This is a genomic window from Mucilaginibacter sp. OK098 (assembly GCF_900142915.1).
Taxonomy (GTDB): Bacteria; Bacteroidota; Bacteroidia; order Sphingobacteriales; family Sphingobacteriaceae; genus Mucilaginibacter.
This window is the reverse complement of sequence record NZ_FRCM01000001.1, coordinates 130,396-148,966: the sequence shown is the minus strand read 5'-3', so window position 1 is coordinate 148,966 and position 18,571 is coordinate 130,396. Positions and strand designations below refer to the sequence as shown.

General features: G+C 41.5%; 11 protein-coding genes. 2 read left to right on the top strand and 9 right to left on the bottom strand.

The genetic code is table 11. The features are described from left to right. The first annotated feature begins 12 nt into the window (after positions 1–12). Entirely contained in the window at positions 13–180 is a 168-nt protein-coding gene (locus tag BUE31_RS30885) for a hypothetical protein (RefSeq protein WP_159440613.1), read from the top strand. Positions 181–666: 486 nt separating this feature from the next. On the opposite strand, the gene BUE31_RS00495 is transcribed toward BUE31_RS30885, so the two are convergent. Beyond that, on the bottom strand, positions 667–1,548 hold the full coding sequence (locus tag BUE31_RS00495; protein WP_073399240.1) for an inositol oxygenase family protein: 882 nt from the start codon (positions 1,546–1,548) through the stop codon (positions 667–669). A 255-nt stretch (positions 1,549–1,803) separates the two neighbouring features. Here BUE31_RS00495 and BUE31_RS00490 point away from each other — a divergent pair, with 255 nt between their 5' ends. Next, positions 1,804–2,835 carry a LacI family DNA-binding transcriptional regulator gene (locus BUE31_RS00490; protein ID WP_083619171.1) on the top strand — a complete coding sequence of 344 codons (1,032 nt, stop codon included), beginning with the start codon at positions 1,804–1,806 and terminating at the stop codon, positions 2,833–2,835. Between the two features lie 133 nt (positions 2,836–2,968). Here BUE31_RS00490 and BUE31_RS00485 read toward each other — a convergent pair whose 3' ends face one another. The 8 genes from BUE31_RS00485 to BUE31_RS00450 form a co-directional block, all read right to left on the bottom strand. Beyond that, positions 2,969–5,245, bottom strand: a complete 2,277-nt coding sequence (locus tag BUE31_RS00485) for a GH92 family glycosyl hydrolase (RefSeq protein WP_073399238.1) — start codon at positions 5,243–5,245, stop codon at positions 2,969–2,971. Positions 5,246–5,292: 47 nt separating this feature from the next. Continuing rightward, complete coding sequence (locus BUE31_RS00480; RefSeq protein ID WP_159440612.1) at positions 5,293–7,137, bottom strand: right-handed parallel beta-helix repeat-containing protein; 1,845 nt, start codon at positions 7,135–7,137, stop codon at positions 5,293–5,295. A gap of 26 nt (positions 7,138–7,163) precedes the next feature. Next, the gene (locus BUE31_RS00475) at positions 7,164–9,221 is read right to left on the bottom strand and encodes a hypothetical protein (protein WP_083619168.1); all 2,058 of its coding nucleotides are present in this window, start codon (positions 9,219–9,221) and stop codon (positions 7,164–7,166) included. Positions 9,222–9,250: 29 nt separating this feature from the next. Continuing rightward, on the bottom strand, positions 9,251–10,717 hold the full coding sequence (locus BUE31_RS00470) for a glucosidase family protein (protein ID WP_073399232.1): 1,467 nt from the start codon (positions 10,715–10,717) through the stop codon (positions 9,251–9,253). A gap of 124 nt (positions 10,718–10,841) precedes the next feature. Next, the gene (locus BUE31_RS00465; protein ID WP_073399230.1) at positions 10,842–12,440 is read right to left on the bottom strand and encodes a solute:sodium symporter family transporter; all 1,599 of its coding nucleotides are present in this window, start codon (positions 12,438–12,440) and stop codon (positions 10,842–10,844) included. Positions 12,441–12,449: 9 nt separating this feature from the next. Then, the gene (locus BUE31_RS00460) at positions 12,450–13,460 is read right to left on the bottom strand and encodes a GntR family transcriptional regulator (protein WP_073399228.1); all 1,011 of its coding nucleotides are present in this window, start codon (positions 13,458–13,460) and stop codon (positions 12,450–12,452) included. A gap of 70 nt (positions 13,461–13,530) precedes the next feature. Further along, positions 13,531–15,180, bottom strand: coding sequence for a RagB/SusD family nutrient uptake outer membrane protein (locus BUE31_RS00455; RefSeq protein WP_073399226.1), 1,650 nt, complete (start codon positions 15,178–15,180; stop codon positions 13,531–13,533). A gap of 12 nt (positions 15,181–15,192) precedes the next feature. Next, complete coding sequence (locus BUE31_RS00450; RefSeq protein WP_073399224.1) at positions 15,193–18,318, bottom strand: SusC/RagA family TonB-linked outer membrane protein; 3,126 nt, start codon at positions 18,316–18,318, stop codon at positions 15,193–15,195. Between the last annotated feature and the right edge of the window lie 253 nt (positions 18,319–18,571).

Genomic DNA, 18,571 nt, shown 5'->3' with positions numbered 1-18,571 from the left:
TGCTTCTCTTTAATGATTAAGGTTAATTTGTTTGGCTACCTGGTTAAGGTAATAGTAGGTGTATGCGACGGCATACCTACGGTGGATAGGTTTGATAATGATGCATGGTTTTACTTAGTTAATTTCAGTACATCAACCGTTACCAATGGACGGCAAAAACGGTCTGTACCTGGTTTATAATTTGATTACAAATCAAGAGCAGACAATTAATAAAAGACAACTAATTCATTAATTTTTCCCCCGAAAAGGCTAAAACCATAACTTTTTTGCAATCGATTGCAGATTATTATACAATCGATTGCACATTATTATTAATAAGTAGATTTACCTGGCGAATACCCCCTGATAAATAAACTTCTTCAAAAATTATAATTTACCGGATAATAACTAACTAATTGATTGGCAGGACATGAACAACAAGCAACGAAGGATCTTCAATGCCAATTTTACTTTACTTTTTAATCGTTAAAGACAATGAAAACCAGTTTCGGCCTGCGCTTTATTAAAAAGCCAAAGTATTACAAAACGAATTTGTGTGCGGAGAGTATAATTGAAAGAAAAAAGGCAGCTATTTCAGCTGCCCTTGAGTGCCCCCGGCCAAATGGAACATCGGCGCGGGTCAAATGAAAAAATTAAAAAGTCTTTTAGCTGATCTTCCTTATAGTTTTAAAATTTTAAAGTAGCCGGCAAATATTTGGCAACCAGATCCTCATAATAAGGACGGAGTTTGTTCCAATCAGGTATTACCGGGCTTTTTGAATAAAGATCATATGGATTGAACTGCGCTACCGCCTTAAACAGGCGATGATCATGTGGTGTCATCAGGTGGCTGTAAGCGTTTTCCCTATGCTGCGGATAAAATGAATGGTAACGGAGCATGTAAAGCGCCTCTTCGGGCAGATAAGGCTTCATCAGGTGATAAATATACTCGTCATGTCCCCAGGTCATATGTACGTTTTCTAAACCGCAATTAGGCTCATAAACACCATATTTGGTATTGTATCGCGGATCGTGATGATCTTTGTTATCTGCAAAATATTCAGAGAAAACAATTTTGTCAGAGAAAGCGCATCCAACAGGGTAGCTATCGCCTACTACTGCCCATTGCGGTTCGCCAAAAAGGCAAAGCACTTTTCCCAGGTCGTGGAATAAGCCGGTAAGCACCATCCAGTCGGGCCGTCCATCCAATCGGATAGCTTCCGAGGCCTGCAATAGGTGTTGAAACTGATCAAGGTCGGTATCAGGGTCGGAATCGTCAATCAGCTGGTTTAAAAAATCAAACGCATCCCATATCGACATTTCCTTTTTATCAAACTTTAAATATTGCTCCTTTTTTTGCAGAACAAAATCATAAGTTTGGTTGATATGCTGTAAACGATAAAATTCTCTTACGGTATCTTTAAGTGTAGCTTCATAGTTACGATAGGCTGCTGTATCCCGCCCGGCTGCTATTGCTTCTGCGTCGGGATAGCGAACTAACAGGTCATCCTCCCATTCGTCAATAGATGCCAGCGGATTTTGCTCCGGTGTATTTAAGGTCTTGCTCATGATGATTTTGATTAAGGATTAATTGGTAATAACTCTTAAGGCTTTCTATCAAATTTCCTGATTTAAAAAGTTACTTTTTATAAAACAGCCGGATTTATTTACTTAAACGTTTAAGTAAATAACATGATTTTAAGGGCAAATCAGTAAATTATTCAGACGCGTTTTTTTCTATATTGCTTCACCAGTTTAAAACCTCTTAACTTTATCACGGGGTGAGTTTTAAAATTTCCAAATACCTGAATTATTATAAAAAAGATGGAAGACAATACAGGCGGTAAAAAGATCAATATGAAAGCGCTGGCTAAAGCGCTGAACCTGTCGACCGCTACCATCTCCAAGGCATTAAGGGACAGTTATGATATAAGCGAACAAACCAAAGCCAGGGTTAAAGAGGCCGCCAACCGGTTAAATTATGTTGCTAACCCGCATGCAAGCAGCCTGCGAAAACACCTCAGCAATACGATTGCCATAGTGATCCCTGAAATAGCAGACAGTTTTTTTAGCCAGGTAATTAATGGGATTGAAAGTATTGCAGGCAGGGAGAAATATCACTTCCTGATCTACCTTACACATGATAGTTATGAACGCGAAGTAAGTATTCTGAATGAATTTACAAGCGGGCGGGTAGATGGTGTGCTTATATCAGTTGCCAGCAATACCAGTGACACTGCACATATCAGCAAGCTGCAACAGGCAGGCATTCCCATCGTTTTTTTTGACCGTGATTGCGCCCAGCTTCCTGCCGCCAGTGTTACAACTGACGACTTTAACAGCGCTTACCTCGCCACAAGCCACCTGGTTGAGCAGGGATGCAAAAAGGTCTCGCTGATAACGGTACAGGGATATGTTTCTATCTTTTCTTCACGGGAGGAAGGCTATAGGAAAGCGTTGCTGGACAAGGCTGTTGTTACCGGCAGCCCTGATATAGTTTACTGTACAAATAAGTATACTGATGAAAATATTACCCTGATCAGGGAGCACCTGGTATCGGCGCGGCCGGATGGCCTTTTGTTAACGGTTGAGCACCTGGCAACGTCAGCCTACCTGGCATGTTATCAAATGAAACTCCGCATCCCGCAGGATATAAAGATTGTATGTTTTACCAACCAGATCACTGCCCCGGTTTTAGATCCGCCCCTTACTACCATTTTACAGCCGGCGTATGAAATGGGACAAAAAGCCATTGGGTTGCTTTTTGAATATTTATCGCATAATTATATCAAGCTGGAAGAAGAACACTTTGTGTTACCATCCAGGCTTGTCATGCGGGAATCAACCAAAAATTGATGGATTTTCAGAAGGAATTGTAGAGACGCAATACTTTGCGTCTGAGACCATACAGAGCGAATACGCCAGGTTGAATTTACATGCGGGAGACACAAAGTATTACGTCTCTACACTGGTTTGTGATTGTAATGATTTATATTTTTTGAGGACTCCCGGTCATTTTGAAAGCAAGTACACCACCATTGATGATCTGCTTGTGCGAAATTAAATGATCTTTCAGCACTTTGCCATTGAACGTTACCTCTGCCACATATTTATTTTTTTCAGACAGGCCCACTGCATTGATGTAAAGTTTTTTTCCGTTTGCAAGATTTAGTACCATATTCGAAAACTGGGGAGCGCCTATACTATAAAATCCTGATGCGGGGCTTACCGGGTAAAAACCCATGGTATTAAAAATGTACCAGGCAGAGGTTTGTCCGCAATCGTCATTGCCATTTATACCAACCGGCGCATTCCTGAAGTTTTCTGAAGAGCTATGCTGCCTAACAAGTTCCTGGGTTTTCCAGGGCATCCCGCAATAATTAAACAGGTAAAGGTAATGGTGACCGGGCTCGTTATCCGCGCGGTAATGTCCGCCTTCAAAGTTCTCCGTAAGCTTTTCAGCAAATTTCTCCTTGCCGCCCATAAGGCTGATCATTCCCGATACATCATGCATAGCGCCAAAGGTATAGGTCCATTTTGTTCCTTCGGTAAAGCCAACATTAGGGTTTGATGCCCATTTGCCGTCAGAATTACGGGGAGCCATAAAACCGGTTGACTTATTATACACGTTTTTATAATTTTTGCTCCAGGCAATTGTTTTTTGGTAATCGCCTGTCTTACCCATTCCTTTTGCCATTTGGGCAACGCAGTAATCGTCAATGGAGTATTCAATTGTGCGCGATACCGACTCTTTGGTTTTATCAACCGCTACATACCCAAGTTTATGATAATTGGTAAGGCCGCCCCTGGCCTCAAAGCTTGTCCACCTGTCACGATCGCCCCAGCTTTTTTTGGTATCTCCATCGGGTGGCGTAAAGGCATCTTTATGAACCGCCTGGTATGCCAGGTTAAGATCGAACCCGTGAAAGCCCTTTACATAAGCATCTGCAACCACCGCATCAGCATGCGTGCTGATCATTATATTCGTATAAGTTGGGTTAGGCCACATGGGCATCCAGCCGCCCTCTTTGTACATCTGCAGCAGTGACTGTACCATGCCATTTACCCTTTGCGGCTGGGTAAGAATCAGCAAGGGATGCAGCGCCCTAAAAGTATCCCAGATAGAATAATCATTATAGGACGTTCCATTATGTATTTTATCGTCAAATGCGCTGTAATATTTTCCGTATTCAGAAAACTGCCGGGGAAATAACAGTGTGTGATACAACGCTGTATAAAAAATAGTTTTTTGTTCATCTGTTACCCCGCTTACGCCTATCACTTTTAGCTGTTGCTGCCATTGGCTGCGGGTTGCTTTTACCACTTTCTCAAAATCCCAGCCGGTAATTTCCTTTTGAAGGTTGGCTTTTGCCTGTTCCAGGCTAATAAATGAAGTGGCTACGATAACTTTAATTTCTTCATTAGCTTTTGTACTGAATGAAATATAGGCACCCATGCGTGTACCATACTGATTTTTGCTTCCTTTATTGACAATTTGCTTATCCCAGGTACCATAGGCACTTATCTTTTTACTGAACCTGATCACAAAATAGCCCTTAAAGTTTTTAAGTTCCGGGCCAAGCTGGGCGGATTGCCTGTCGGGATTATACCCGGTTATTTCATTATGGATGGTATCAATATGAACATAACCCCTTAAGTTTTTTATCCTTGAAGTGTAGTCATTTGCCGAATCTGCCAGCAGCGGGTTTAAATTTATCCCCTGGATAATCAGGTGAGCCTGGTTGGCTTCGGGAAAAGTAAACCGGAACATCCCGCAGGTATTGGCACCGGCAATTTCTGCTTTAATTTTTGTGTTATTTCCGGCATTTAGCTTAACAGAGTAATAATAAGGTTTGGAAATTTCATCCTTATGATCATAAGTTAATATGCGTTCTTCAGGTAAAACCTTTAGTTTGCCTGTTTGCGGCATTATGGAAACATAGCCATAATCGCCCATCCAAACGGTTGGCTGGTGGGTGGCCGTGAAGCCAATAACGGTTTTATCCTCGTACTGGTAGCACATCCGGCTCATTTTATTCTCACCGGTTTGTGCAACAAAATTAGTCATGGCAAAGGGTACATTTACACAAGGCATGGTGCCGCCACCGTCTAAACCTTTGGCAAATCCGGTAATAGCTGTGCCGATCAGCGGGTTAACATATTCAACTTCATCTTTTGTATTTTTTTCGCTTTTTGATTGGGCGAAAGCGCCGGAATAAAGCGCGGCTAATAAAGTAACCAGGGAAATACTTAGTTTAAGTTTCATGTTAATAATTATGTTTATCAATAAATATTGAGCAGCCAATAAGGCTGCTATTTTAGCAAGATCGTATTATCTGATGTCTTAACGTTTTGGCAATTCTTTAATTCAATCAACTTGTTTAGATCTGTAACTACCCTTGCTTTAATTTCATTCCCCGAAAATATGATATTCGACGCACTTTGTGCTCCGAAGACTTTTGAATCTTTCAACGTAAACATATTATTAATGATGGAGATATTTTTGTGAACAGGGCTTTCAGCTATTTTATTTTCAGGATGGATACTAATAACGGGCTCACCACATTCAACAAAATTATTTTTCCGAATGGTCAGATCCCTTACCATGCCCGATTCGTACCAGCTTTCTGCGTCATCTTCTATCAACACGCCTGTCATACAGGTACGCTGAAAAGTGCAGTTTTCAATAACAACCTTACGGCGAGTAGTAACTAAAATACCCCTCGTAGGAATCCTGGTTATCATAGTGTTGTGAATCCATACCCTAGGTGTCCAGGTGATGTTTTCCACAACATCATTATCAAGAATATTTGATGAAACCGATTTTTGAAGCGTTAAAAGAAATTCTTTATCATTTAACTTTTTTGCAGATATGATTTTATTATTTCCAAAGGCCAACAGACTTTCAGCGTGGATAAAATCAATGCTATCACCAGCTTTAAACGCGTCAAAACCATAAGTTTGGTTGTGCATAAACCGCACTTTAATTTGAGTTGGGGATAGTTTTTCTACAATTTTCAAATGTGTACCATGCACATTTACAGCGTCGTCATTAGAAGCAGACAGAAAACAATTATTTATATTGATCAATCCCCTGCAGCCCGAAAAATGCAGAATATCTGCCCATGCAGAACAGGTTCTGCCGGACTTTTCATCGGGTTTAACAACAACGGAATCCATGCTGATGTTTTCGCAGAATTGGCTCACCACCCCCATTCCATGCATAAAATAGATGCGGATATTTTTCAGCGAGATATTTTTGCTTCGCTGCATAAAGATCCCGGCGCAATCCCTTACCACATCACGGTTCTGGTAAATTAAACCGGTTTTAAATCCGGGGTTTTGTGCAAACCAAGCTCTCAGCATCCCGTCTTTATTCTCGAATTTAACCTTACCCAGCTCCATGCTTTGCCGGGAAAGATCTCCCGTTTTGAGATTAAACACCTGCCAGTACCATCCCGGCTGATGGCGCCAGCCTTCCCCTTCCCACGTAAGCACACTATCTTTAATGCTATATTTTGAATCCGGGTGAATTTGCAGATCAGCATAATGATCGTTCACATTCACCACCTTTAATTCTGACACCGTCGGTCGCTCGTAGTCGAAACTGATGCCATTGATACTGATATTTTCACATTTATCAACACAGGTTTCTATCATCTTACCTCTTAAAACAATCTTAGCTCCCGGAGCATTTAACTTAACATATTTTGAATTAACAACATATAAGGCGATGGCTTTTAAGGAAAGCGGAGTATCATTGGTATTGGAAATATTAAAACGGGTTTTAAAAGATCTGTCGGGATAAAAATCATACCTGCCCGGTGCAAAGCTTATGGTAACGAGTGATGCTTTAATTCCATTAGCCATAATTACCAGTGATTGATGAAACGAACCTGGCGCTATGATCATTAACTTGTCGCCGGCTGAAAATATTAGTTGATTAGCCCTGTTAAAGGTTCGCCAGGGGGTTTTAATAGCTGTGCCGTTGTTTTGATCGTTACCTTTTACAGGATCAATGTAATAAGTGGTTTTACCGGGGGAAAGCTTACGACTATTAAATGAGGGATATAAGGAAGGCTGTTGAGCATACAGTATGCTTGAACTGCCAGATAGCAGTATAAGCAATAAAAAAAAGTAATAAATCTTTCTATTCATAGGATAAGTCCTGATCCGGGAAATCATTATAATTGAACATGAACTGTCTCCCCGTTTGTAAGGGTATAAGTATGCTGATTTTTTCCATTTAAAACACTAACCAATATTTTCCCATTTGCCTGCCGGGAAATTTTCAGATCAAATATAGTCCCGAATGAATGAATATTATTTAATTCCATCCGGTTCCAGTTATTTGGCAGCCTGGGTGTGCAATCAAAACTATTAAACCCTGTAGGCCGCATCCCAAACAGTCCTTCGGTAAAAATGCGGCAATATAACCCACTTTCTGCAGAAAGATGTCTTTGGTTCCCTTCGGGATATGCCTCTACGGGATAAGGCACGTGTTCGCCCAGCAACCTGCGGCGGGAATAATATTGCAGGAAGTTCATTGCAGTTTCAGTAGCACCTGCTTGCAGCACCCCACGAAGGGCATACAAAGTCGAACGATCCCAAAAGGTGTCTTTGCCTTCCTGTGTAGCCAGGCCGTCGGCTGTCCATAGTTGCGGCGAGAATAGGGCATCAATAGTACCTTTACTCCGGTCAAAAATCCCCGTGGCTAAGGGCATGCAGATCCATGCCCGCAGCACGGAGTTTGTTTCATAATATCTATAGGTTTTATAACCACCTATCGTAGCCCCAAAATACTTTTCTATATTGATCTTAAGTTGGTTTGCCTCTTTGGTATAACTATCAGTTTGCTTGCCGGGAACATGGAGTTGTTTGCCAAGCAAGGCGGCAGAGATCAATGCGTCATAATATAAGCAATTTGTAGAAAGATTAGCCTTTCCTGCGGGAAACCTGCCTTCCAGTTCGTCTGCATCCGATGTTACAACCCCTTGCAGGTTAATGTGCCTGTGGCTGTATTCAAGGCACCAGGTTATTAACGGCCATAGGGCTTTTGCCGAATCAGCATTACCATTGGCAAGTGCATATCTTGAAGCGCCGTAGGCAATCATTGCCTGGTCGCCCCTGTCTCCGGCACCATTCCAGGTCGCATCACCCTCCGCTACAATTGAACTTGGGATAGGCTTGTATTCCGGGTTCATATAACGGGCAAACAGTCTGTAACAATTCATGGCCGACAGATTTCCTATCCTATCGCCCGAAAAAGCAAAATACGGGCTAACATATTCCGCCTGGTCATTGGCCCAGATGGCTGCATAATAAGACAAACCACCCGGCCCGTGCATGTATCCGCTTTTTGTTTTATAAATGCTCTCGGTTGCACGTATTTTGGCAAAGGCGAATTCAGTATTTAAAATGGTATCCGGCGTTTCCAATTGTAAGGGCGCTAAAATCTCGGCTACCCGGTTTGCCCTTGCTTGTTGTTCCTCATCCGGGTAAATATGCGCTAAGGACGACGGGTGGTCAGTGGCTAAATAACAAATTGAAAAAGCTGTTGATTCGCCGGGTTGTAAGGTCCGGCTGCCATCATTAACGGATTTCATAATAACAGTATGAGGAGCCGTCTTGCTCTTTGCTGTATCTGTAGTTACTTCACGTTTCAAATTTTCCATCGAAACGGTAACCGGTTTATTAGTGATATTTGTAAACTTGAATGTTTCAATAGCCAAAGGCTTATCAACTGATGGAAACAGGCTGCGCTCAATTTTTATTTGTGCGGGATTCCCTGCTTCGGCCATCATCCGCATTATGCCATGCTGATTGATGCTTTTAACCCGGAATGCCAGATCATTACCCTCCCCGTTTTTTGCAACATCGGTTCTAAGCAAGCGATTGTTAATATAAATTCGCGGTAATTCATTGTCGTTAAAAGTGTAGGCAATGTGGCTCCTGGTATCATCTGGTAGCATCCTGAATGTTGGGAAAACCACCGTCCGGCTAATTTTTGACATCCCTGAACTATCAACGGAATAGGCTATCCATAAAGAAACTTTTTCGCCCGACATTTCGATATGATCGGCATGCGGCAACCTGTCGCCAATATTCCAGGTAATACTTCCATCTTTTTCTATGGACCACCTGTCCGTTTGTTTGGGTAATGCTATTTGCTGCGCCCGGAGTGAAAATTGGGTAGATAAAATAAATAAAATTAAAAGGACTTTGTTTTTACAGGCTTTCATAAATGTAACAGATAGGGCTTTCGGTAGCATTAATACTCAACTCTTATATTTACTTTCTGACCGGGCTTCACAGTTGTTTCCACAATAGCGATCTTCTTTTGTTGTGGATCTGTTCCTTTTTTTACCGAAATCAAATTTCCATTTGCATAGGCCCGTTTATAAGTGCCATAGAACATCGCCGTCCATTTAAATGATTGTGCGCCGGTATTGGTCATAACTGATTGCTGTTTGCTTAAATGAGCCAGATCAATGGTGGTATGCAGAAGTGGTAAATGATTAATTGTGGCATTGCCAGGCCCGTTTGATTTATAAACGGTGTTAATCGTTCCGCTTGAAGCATCAGGTGTAATGCCCATTAAACCCTGAACTATTCCTTCAATTACCCCAAAAGAAACTTCAGGATATTCTCTTCTCGCAGTAGACGGATCTGAAAGATATAGAATATAGTTTCTCGCCTTATCCCAATAACCATTCTTATAAAACAGGAATGGCAGGTAAGAAGTAGTCTCCATATTCCAGGTTTTTGAAGCAATATGTGCGATGGTCTTTTTTACCCGAGTGCTATCTTTTAAAGCATCAAACCAAAGCAAAAAAGCTTCCCCCTCGTCCTTGCCGAATTTATTATCGTTACCATAATAAGTATAATACAGTGCATCTTTCCCGTCCCACCAATCAGCCTCCAGGCGCTGGCGGTATTGCTCTGCCCTTTGGGCATACAAAGCAGCTTTCTTTTTTTGTCCTTTTTCTGACAGGATAGCGGAATAGGTGAGCAGGCCTCTGTATAGCGCAGCCACAAGGTCAGCTCCGGTTTTCAAATTAGGCACCCCTTCGGAGTAGGATGGTAATCCGCGGCAACGATGAAAGGAATCACTTTCATTAAAAGGAATTGGCGCATTAGGATGCGCCGGCCTTGTTAACATGGAATCAGCCGAAAGCACCCAGCTGTCTATATAATCTTTTACTGATCTTTCCCGGAAATTAACAAAAGCAGGGTCATTAATATAACGACTGTCGCCCGTCCACAAATACAGACGCCAGGTAGCGCACAACACATCAAAGTTAGCCGGTAAATTGTACCAGAATTCTTTATCGTTCCTGTAATCTTCGGGTGCAGGTTTTGCATATTTATTAATTTCCCAATAAGAGCACCAGTTTTTTGAGGCGGAAATATTACTTGCAAACAGGTTAAACATATTATTATTCTCCTTGCTCAAGCCTAATATTTCTGCACCTATACTTTGGTGGGATACATCTCTCATACAAAATGCATCCCTGGGTGGAAGCGCAGATTCGTACCATGAACCAACTGGGTCGCCTGCTTTACCTTTATAATGCAGCGCCATTTCTTTTGCCCAACTGAATGCTTGTTCTACAGCTTTGTCTGACGAGGTAAACGTAACGCCCTTTTCCTGTGCAATAACATTGGTGAAAGAACAGATGAAAAGTAAAAATAAAATTAAACCCGCTTTGTATTTAAGCAAACCAATGATGTGCATATTTTATTTTTTATAATTTAGATTCAATGAATTAATTGGTTGAAACAGAAAAAGCTTTTTAATAGCACAGGGTCTATTCTGTTCTATTCTATAAAATTATAAATTTTCTATTATCCATGCAAATTTATTTTGCCAGTACAAGGGGAGACAACAAAATAAACATTAAGATCATTAGTAATAATAAGATCCCGGTATAAATATGCCGGTTTTTCCATGGTTTTATATCAACCAAATTATTCAGCCGAATAGTGTACGGGACATCCATTGGGTATAACCTGCCGATAACTAACATAATACCACAGGTTAACACAAACAAAATGGCCAGGATATGAAGAAAATGAATGTGAAGATCAAAAACCAGTTGTGTTAAACCATAGCACAGGATAAAAAAGGCCAGTCCAATTTTTGCAGCTATTGCCGGAACTTTTTTGGTGATGAAACCCATAAACATGATAGTAAAAATAGGCACGTTAAAAAATCCATTAACCGTTTGGATATAGGTGTAAAAGCCGTTTTTTACAAAAATGATAAAAGGGGCAATAAACATAGCTGCTAAGCAAACAATAATTTCGAATTTTTTAGCTGTTCCTACAAGTGTCTTTTCCGAAATAACCTGTGACCGTTTTTCAAGCCACGGTTTATAAATATTCAGCACAAACAAAGTACTTGAGCTGTTAAGGCCTGCATTAAAAGTTGTTAAAGCTGCCACAAAAACTACTGCAGCAATAAAGCCCGCAATAAAAGGAGGAGATACAAGGCTGTCAAGCCGTGGAAATACCTCCGCCGTATTGTGCATTTTGGTAAATAAGTGTACTGCAATAAGCCCGGGGATATTTAAAAGCAAAGGAGAAATAAGCTTTCCGAAGCATGCAACAGCTATACCTTTCTGTGAAGTTTTAAGATCTTTTGAAGCAAGCACCTGTTGCACTATATATTGCTCGGTGCCCCAGTAATAAAGGTTTACCAATAGCATACCGGTGAACAATGTACCAAACGGGATAGCGTCCGCAGATGAGCCAATACTGTTCAGGTGTTCTTTGTGTGTGCTTAAAAATATATGTAGACCCCGGAGAAAGCTGCCATGCCCTAAATACTTTAAGCCAAAAACCGGCAACAGAAGCCCCACGGAAAAGAAACCCGCACCAAGCAAAATATCCAATATGGTGATTGCTTTTAGTCCGCCAAGTATGGAATACAGTCCGCCAATTGTACCCATTATCCATACCAGGATCCAGATGGTTGTCCAGTAATCCATTTTCCAGGCATCCGAAAAATGGAACAATCCATTAAAAGCTATTGCCCCGCCATATAGTACTGAAGGAAGCAAATTAACAATGTAGCTGATCAAAAATATAAGAGATACTATTTTTCCCATCCCCTGCCCATACCTGGCTGTAAGAAAATCGGGTGTTGTGGCTATTCCTAGCCTGAGGTAAAAAGGCATTATAAACTCTGAAACCAGTAGCATAGCCAGCACCGAGGTTATCCCCCATGCCATAACTGTCATGTTATTGGTATAGGCTAACTCGTTTTCTCCAATAATTGAAGCGGTATTGATATTGGTAAACAACAGCCCCCCGCCTACCAGCAAAAAGCCAAGACTCCTGTTGGCAAGAAACAGCCCGTTTAAAGTGCTGACCTTACTTTGCTTTGATTTATACCACGATGTAAAAGCGATGATCGCGATAAAAAAAAGAAAGCCAACTATCATTGTGGAATTCATGACGAATGCCTAAAGTGTATGCCTGTCAAATAAGATCATAGGAACAGTGAGTTGTATTTTTTCTTTTGATAAAACAGCTTCCCCGGCTATTTTCCCCATTTGCGAGAAATCGGAAGAAAAGGTGGTAATCCCGATTATTTCTTTAGCCGGTTCATCATTATGCGACAGCACCCCAAGATCTTTACCCGGCTTTAACTTTTTGGCCTTGCAATCGCGCATTATTTGCCATAAAGCAAAGTTATCCAGCGTAAAATATACTTTCCCTTTTTCAACAGAACCGGTTATATATTCTTCCTCAATGCGGCCATTGATATTAAAATCCTTAAGGAACTTTTTAAATGATTCTACAATCTCCTCAGGATCTAAAGAACCTTGGGAATGATAAAACACAAACTCATCGTACTGCTTTATTTTTGGAGCCAGCTTTGAAAAAATGGCATAGGAAGCCTGCCCAAACTCTTGAGTAATGTGGTTAAATTCACCATCCAGGTGTTCATAACGGTCAAACATCAGGAATTTATTGCGGGGGATAGTTTCCAGCAATTCTTTTGTCCTTGGGTGCGGAATTGGCGCTACCACATACATCCCGTATTTACCCTTTATCTGCAAAAGGATAGTTTCAAAGATCTCAATATTACCGTGATGAAAATAAGTGGTAAGCTGGACGTTTTGGCCCAATTCATGCCTGAAATTCCGGTAAAACTGTTCTTCAAATGTATCAAGGTTATACATTAAAAGAGCTACATTCAAAGTTTGCCCGGTGTTGCCGTTACCAACAAAATATCCCAACCGGTTTTTTGCTTCGACAATGCCGCGGCTGATCAGATCTTTGTAACCCTTAACAATCGTTTCTCTTGAAAAACCAAGTTCTTTAATCAATTTATTTACAGAAGGAAGCATTTCATCCTGCCCAACTATCTTTTCGTCAATGGCATTGATCATGCCCTGCACAAATCTGTCATGCTTTGAATAAGAAGGTATTTCTGCCAGCTTTCTTATTTCCTCAAAAATTCTATCCATTAAATCTTAATTTTAGCCAAATTAAAAAAAGGCAGCCATTATGCTGCCTTTTTACTCCATTTTAATATATTTAATTGTAACCGGGGTTTTGTTTTAATGAAGGATTGATCTGAATCTCCTTACGGGGAATCGGATAATAGTAAAAACTGGACACCCATACTCTTTTTTGCATAGTAATAACCTGGTAAGTAAACGAGGTATTTGCAGGAGATGTTGGTGTGATAGTAATGCCCAAAGCGTCTTTTGAACCAATGTCAGCCATTCCCCATCTGCGCAGATCAAAATAGCGATGCCCTTCAAAACACAGCTCTATCCTTCTTTCATGACGCACCAGGTTCATCAATGCTGTTCCCGATCCGGTAACATCAGGCATTCCGGCTCTTTCCCTGATTTTATTCAGGTAGGTTAGTGCCTCCGCATTATTACCCAGTGCAGCTTCTGCTTCGGCATAATTAAGATAAATTTCACCCAGCCTGAACGCTACCCATTGACAGGAACTGTATGGCTGAATATTGAAATTATAACTCTCGTCAACCATTTTTCGGATCGTATAGCCTGTTTTCGAAGCATTCCATGGTGATAAGGAACTCTCTTTTGAATCAAGCCCCCCCTCGTAAAATTGTGCTGAACGGCCCTGGAAAGGTGAACCGTTATAAAGAATATCGGAATAAAAACGCGGATCCCTGTTCAGGTAAGGGTTTGTGCCACTATTGCTCCAGCTAAAAGGAGTGCCATCGGCCATGTCAAAGTCTTCTACCATTTGTTCCAATACGTTATAGGCGCTATATCCATTATAACCATTTGGACTTAGATCACGATAAAGCGTATTATACCGGTCTTCCTGAACGGTAGCGCTGAATACCCGTGAAAAGATAACCTCGCTGTTAAAGAAATCGGTAAAAATGGTGTTATAAGTGGAAGCACTCCCATGAAGAGAATAAATATTAAGGTCAATCACCGCTTTTGCAGCATCAGCAGCTGCCTGCCAGCGGGCTGCATCATTTGTTGTATTATAAGTAGGGCTTGCGGCATAAAGCAGCAAACGTGACTTGAGCGCGAGTGCCGCCCCCATAGTGGCCTTACCGTAATCAACGCTTGAATAAGTTTTGGGCAGTATAGCAACAGCAGCGGATATTTCATTGAGGATAAAATCCCTGGTCTGGTCCCATGTAGCTCTCGACTCGTTAAAAGTTTTATCATTAACGGTGTATACCTTGGTAATTAAAGGCACCCCGCCGAAGCGTTTTAGTAGTTCAAAATAGCACAAAGCCCTTAAAAAATGAACCTCTCCTTTCATGTTATTGATCTGTGAACCATGGCCCACGGTATCTGCCATGCCAACATTTTGAAAAAATTGATTTGTTTTCTGGATGGTGCTGTATAACGTTGTCCAGTAATTAAGTGTAGAACTATAGTTCAGCGGAAAAGAGCTGCCCTGGTTATCAGGAGTAGCCTGGCCTAATACATAGGTATTTTCATGACACCAGTTAAAATTACTGTATAACTCATCTGTCTGCGAGCCCCATCCAAAGCCCCCATCCTTAAAGGCAAATACCGATTCTTTATAGATCTGGTTAACAAACACCTGGATAAGAGCGGGATCCGTCCACACATTATTGGTAGAAAAGGAGCCGGTTGGCTGCAGGTCTAACACTTTTTTACAGGAGATTCCCGTAAAAAGTAGCAGCATCACACCTAAAATTATATATTTTTTTTTCATCGCCGTAATCATTTAAAATGTAACATTTACGCCAAGGTTTATCACTCTTTGCTGCGGATAATACCTGCCATAATTTAAAGAAGAGCCCGGGTTTAGTAAAGAGCTAATGTTTGAAGCGCTTTCCGGGTCAAAGGACGGACCAAATTTATCAATGGTAAACAGGTTGTTTCCGCTTATAAATACCCTGGCTGCCTGCACCTTGATCTTGCTTAGCAGGTCCTTTGAAAAATTATACCCGATCTCCACGTTCTTCAAACGCATGAAGGCAGCGCTGCGCAACCAAAAAGTTGACGGATAGGCATTTGAGCCATAAGTTCTTTCTGTGGGGCCATTAAAGGTTCTTGGATAGGTATTGTCACCCTCTTTTTGCCAGCGACCCGTAAAAAACTCTTCAGCCATATTTAAGCCGTCGGGCATTAAAAGGGCCTGGGCTCTTGCCTGTCCCTGCCAAAAAATAGTAATGTCAAAGTTTTTGTACCGGCCGCCAATTGTGGTGCCGTATAGGATCTGGGGGGTGCTTGATAAGGTATTCCTAACCTTGTCCAAGTCATTGATCACACCGTCGCCGTTCACATCTTTATACCTGATGTCGCCTACTCCTGTACCTGTTGGGTGAGGATAGGCATTCAACTCAGCAGTGTTTTGAAAAATGCCGTCTGCCTGGTAAAGAAGATAGGAATCAGTAGGATAACCCGTTACTTTCTGATAAGCCGGAACGTTGGCGGGTTCTGCACCATAGATAACCTTATTAACCGCATACGTCAAGTTCCCGCTGATATTAAAGGAAAGATCCTTGTTCACTCTCTTGCTGTAAGACAGATCAAGTTCCAGGCCTTTGCTATTAACCTTGCCTGAATTTACATCCGGTAAAGTAAGGCCGGTATAACCTGGTACTGCCGCACCCGGCGCTACAAGAATGTTGTTTCGCGAAGAATGAAAAACATCTATACTTACAGATAATGCATGAAACAATTGCGCGTCTATACCAATGTTTGTTGTTGTAGCCACTTCCCAGGTGATATTTGGATTAGGGGTTGGGCCTAATAAAAAACCCGGTACCTGTGTGGCATTTGGTCCGTAATAATACCCGGCTCCCAAATATTGAGAGATCTGGCCGGCCTGCAAACCATAGGTTTGGATATACTGGAAGGCGTTAACCGCATCATTACCTGTTTTTCCCCATGATGCCCGCAGCTTCAGATCATCAATAACAGATGAATGGAAGAAACTCTCCTGCGAAACCCGCCAGGCTCCCGATAATGAAGGGAAAAAACCAAAACGTTTTCCGGCCGGGAAATTCGGTGAGCCATCATAACGCATGTTATAATCTAATAAATACTTATTGTCGTAATTATAAGACAGCCTGCTGATAAAGTTCTGGCGCGCAAACTGTGTGGTAACAGAATTATTGGTTTCGCCTACTGTACTGCCTGCAAATAACTCGGTAACGCTATTGCTTAAAAATCCTGTTCGGTAAGCGTCCAGCTCGGTATAAGTTTGTTGTTGCTGCTCATAGGCAACAAATGCTTCTATTGCGTTTTTTTGAAATTTATGTTCGTATCCAAGCTTAAGATTGATCAGCCTGCTGGTAGTTTGACTGTTGCCAATACTTAAATTCGGCGGAATAGTGGAAGTAACTTCCGTATAGCCACTTGTAGCTGTATTATAGCTGTAGGCTGGAGGCGGTGTTGCATTAAATCCTTTATACTGGGTTGAATTTACGTCATAGGCAAAATAGCCATCCAGGTGTAAGCCCGGTGTAACTTTTGGTAAGGCCCAGTTAAATGATGTTTTGGTCTGTAAAAAATCATAATTATTGTGGGTAAAGCCTAAACCGCCGTTCAGAACATATACCATACTGTTTTGTGGCCCTCCGCCAATGCCAACACCTACCTTTCCGTTGGGATATACCGGAACCAGGTATGGGTATGCAGCCCAAAGCTGACTGAAGATTCCGTTTGCATCATAGCCCGGAGCTTCACCATTTTTATACTCATCCCTGTACATTACATCAACACCTATTTTAAAATTGTCCGTGGCTGAAATGTCAATATTTGCGCGGGCGTTGTCGTTTTTATAATAGTCTGTTCCACCCTGATACATGCTGTTTTGATAAAGATGCTGCCCCGAGATGTAATATTTAATTTTATCGGAACCGCCTTTTAACGACAGTATATTATTCGTTTGCGGTGTCCATGTTTTCATTACCGCATCCCACCAGTTGGTATTTGGATGCCCCAGGGGATCTGAGCCATCCTTATATTTTAGGATGTCGTCAGCCGTATACTGCGGTTGCTGCCCTACTAATTGACTATATTCGTTAGCAGATTGTGCAAATTCCCATGAACTTAACATTTTAGGAACCTTTGTAGGCTGGGTAAGGGAGTAATTTGAGGTAAAGGATAATGTCGGTCTTCCTGCAGTACCTCTCTTGGTAGTTATTAAAATTACACCATTGGCAGCTCTTGCTCCATAAATAGCTCCGGTAGCATCTTTGAGCACTGTAAAAGATTCGATATCAGCCGGATCGATCCGGTTAAAACCACGGTCGGGGATTCCGTCAATTACAATCAATGGGCTGGTATTACCAAGGGTGCCTTTACCCCTAACCAAAATAGTGGCGTCATCAGCACCGGGTTCACCGCTGGGTGTATTTACAATAAGCCCCGAAATAGCACCCGCAAGCGTGTTAGAAACATTCGCAACCGGCGATTTTTCAAGCTCAGCACCTTTAATGGTACTAACGGCACCGGTAAGGTTTGCTTTTTTCCTGGTTCCGTAGCCAATAACAACAACTTCTCCCAAATCTCCTGATTTCCTGTCAATCTCCATTGCCACATCTCCATTCCATTGGCCAGAAACATGAACGATCTTTTTTATATACCCTATGTAGGTGAATATAAGGGTTGCATTACTTTCAGGGACATTAATTTTATAGAGTCCATTTTGATCAGTAGTTGTGCCTGTTGAGGTGCCCTGAAGCAAAATGCCTACGCCCGCTAATGCCAAACCATGCTCATCTGTAACATGGCCCGTAACATTTTTGATCTTTTGGGGGAAAGCCTGCTGGTAACACAGCATCAAAATACAGCATAAAGCAAACAGGCCTAATTTTTTAGGTGGTACTTTTTTTTTCATAATTGGGTTTAATTAAATTGGTTTGTAATATCTATTCTATTCTGTTCTATTCTTAAAATAAAGGTAGTAACAAATTCGATACATGCAAATTATTTTTATAAAAATAATTTACCTGACTTGCTAACAATTTGGGGATAACCAGTTTACTGATCATACAATGCTGGTAAGAAACTCAACCTGGTGATAAGGTGTACAAATATCTGTGTGAAGAAAAGAAGGATGTTTTTTTGCAAATCGCTTCAACCGCGAACGG

What these genes read in the sequence shown, in the direction of transcription:
- BUE31_RS00490 (WP_083619171.1), top strand. Translation starts at nt 1,804, where the DNA reads ATGGAAGACAATACAGGCGGTAAAAAGATCAATATGAAAGCGCTGGCT.
- BUE31_RS00455 (WP_073399226.1), bottom strand. Translation starts at nt 15,180, where the DNA reads ATGAAAAAAAAATATATAATTTTAGGTGTGATGCTGCTACTTTTTACG.
- BUE31_RS00465 (WP_073399230.1), bottom strand. Translation starts at nt 12,440, where the DNA reads ATGAATTCCACAATGATAGTTGGCTTTCTTTTTTTTATCGCGATCATC.
- BUE31_RS30885 (WP_159440613.1), top strand. Translation starts at nt 13, where the DNA reads ATGATTAAGGTTAATTTGTTTGGCTACCTGGTTAAGGTAATAGTAGGT.
- BUE31_RS00495 (WP_073399240.1), bottom strand. Translation starts at nt 1,548, where the DNA reads ATGAGCAAGACCTTAAATACACCGGAGCAAAATCCGCTGGCATCTATT.
- BUE31_RS00485 (WP_073399238.1), bottom strand. Translation starts at nt 5,245, where the DNA reads ATGAAACTTAAACTAAGTATTTCCCTGGTTACTTTATTAGCCGCGCTT.
- BUE31_RS00470 (WP_073399232.1), bottom strand. Translation starts at nt 10,717, where the DNA reads ATGCACATCATTGGTTTGCTTAAATACAAAGCGGGTTTAATTTTATTT.
- BUE31_RS00450 (WP_073399224.1), bottom strand. Translation starts at nt 18,318, where the DNA reads ATGAAAAAAAAAGTACCACCTAAAAAATTAGGCCTGTTTGCTTTATGC.
- BUE31_RS00460 (WP_073399228.1), bottom strand. Translation starts at nt 13,460, where the DNA reads ATGGATAGAATTTTTGAGGAAATAAGAAAGCTGGCAGAAATACCTTCT.
- BUE31_RS00475 (WP_083619168.1), bottom strand. Translation starts at nt 9,221, where the DNA reads ATGAAAGCCTGTAAAAACAAAGTCCTTTTAATTTTATTTATTTTATCT.
- BUE31_RS00480 (WP_159440612.1), bottom strand. Translation starts at nt 7,137, where the DNA reads ATGAATAGAAAGATTTATTACTTTTTTTTATTGCTTATACTGCTATCT.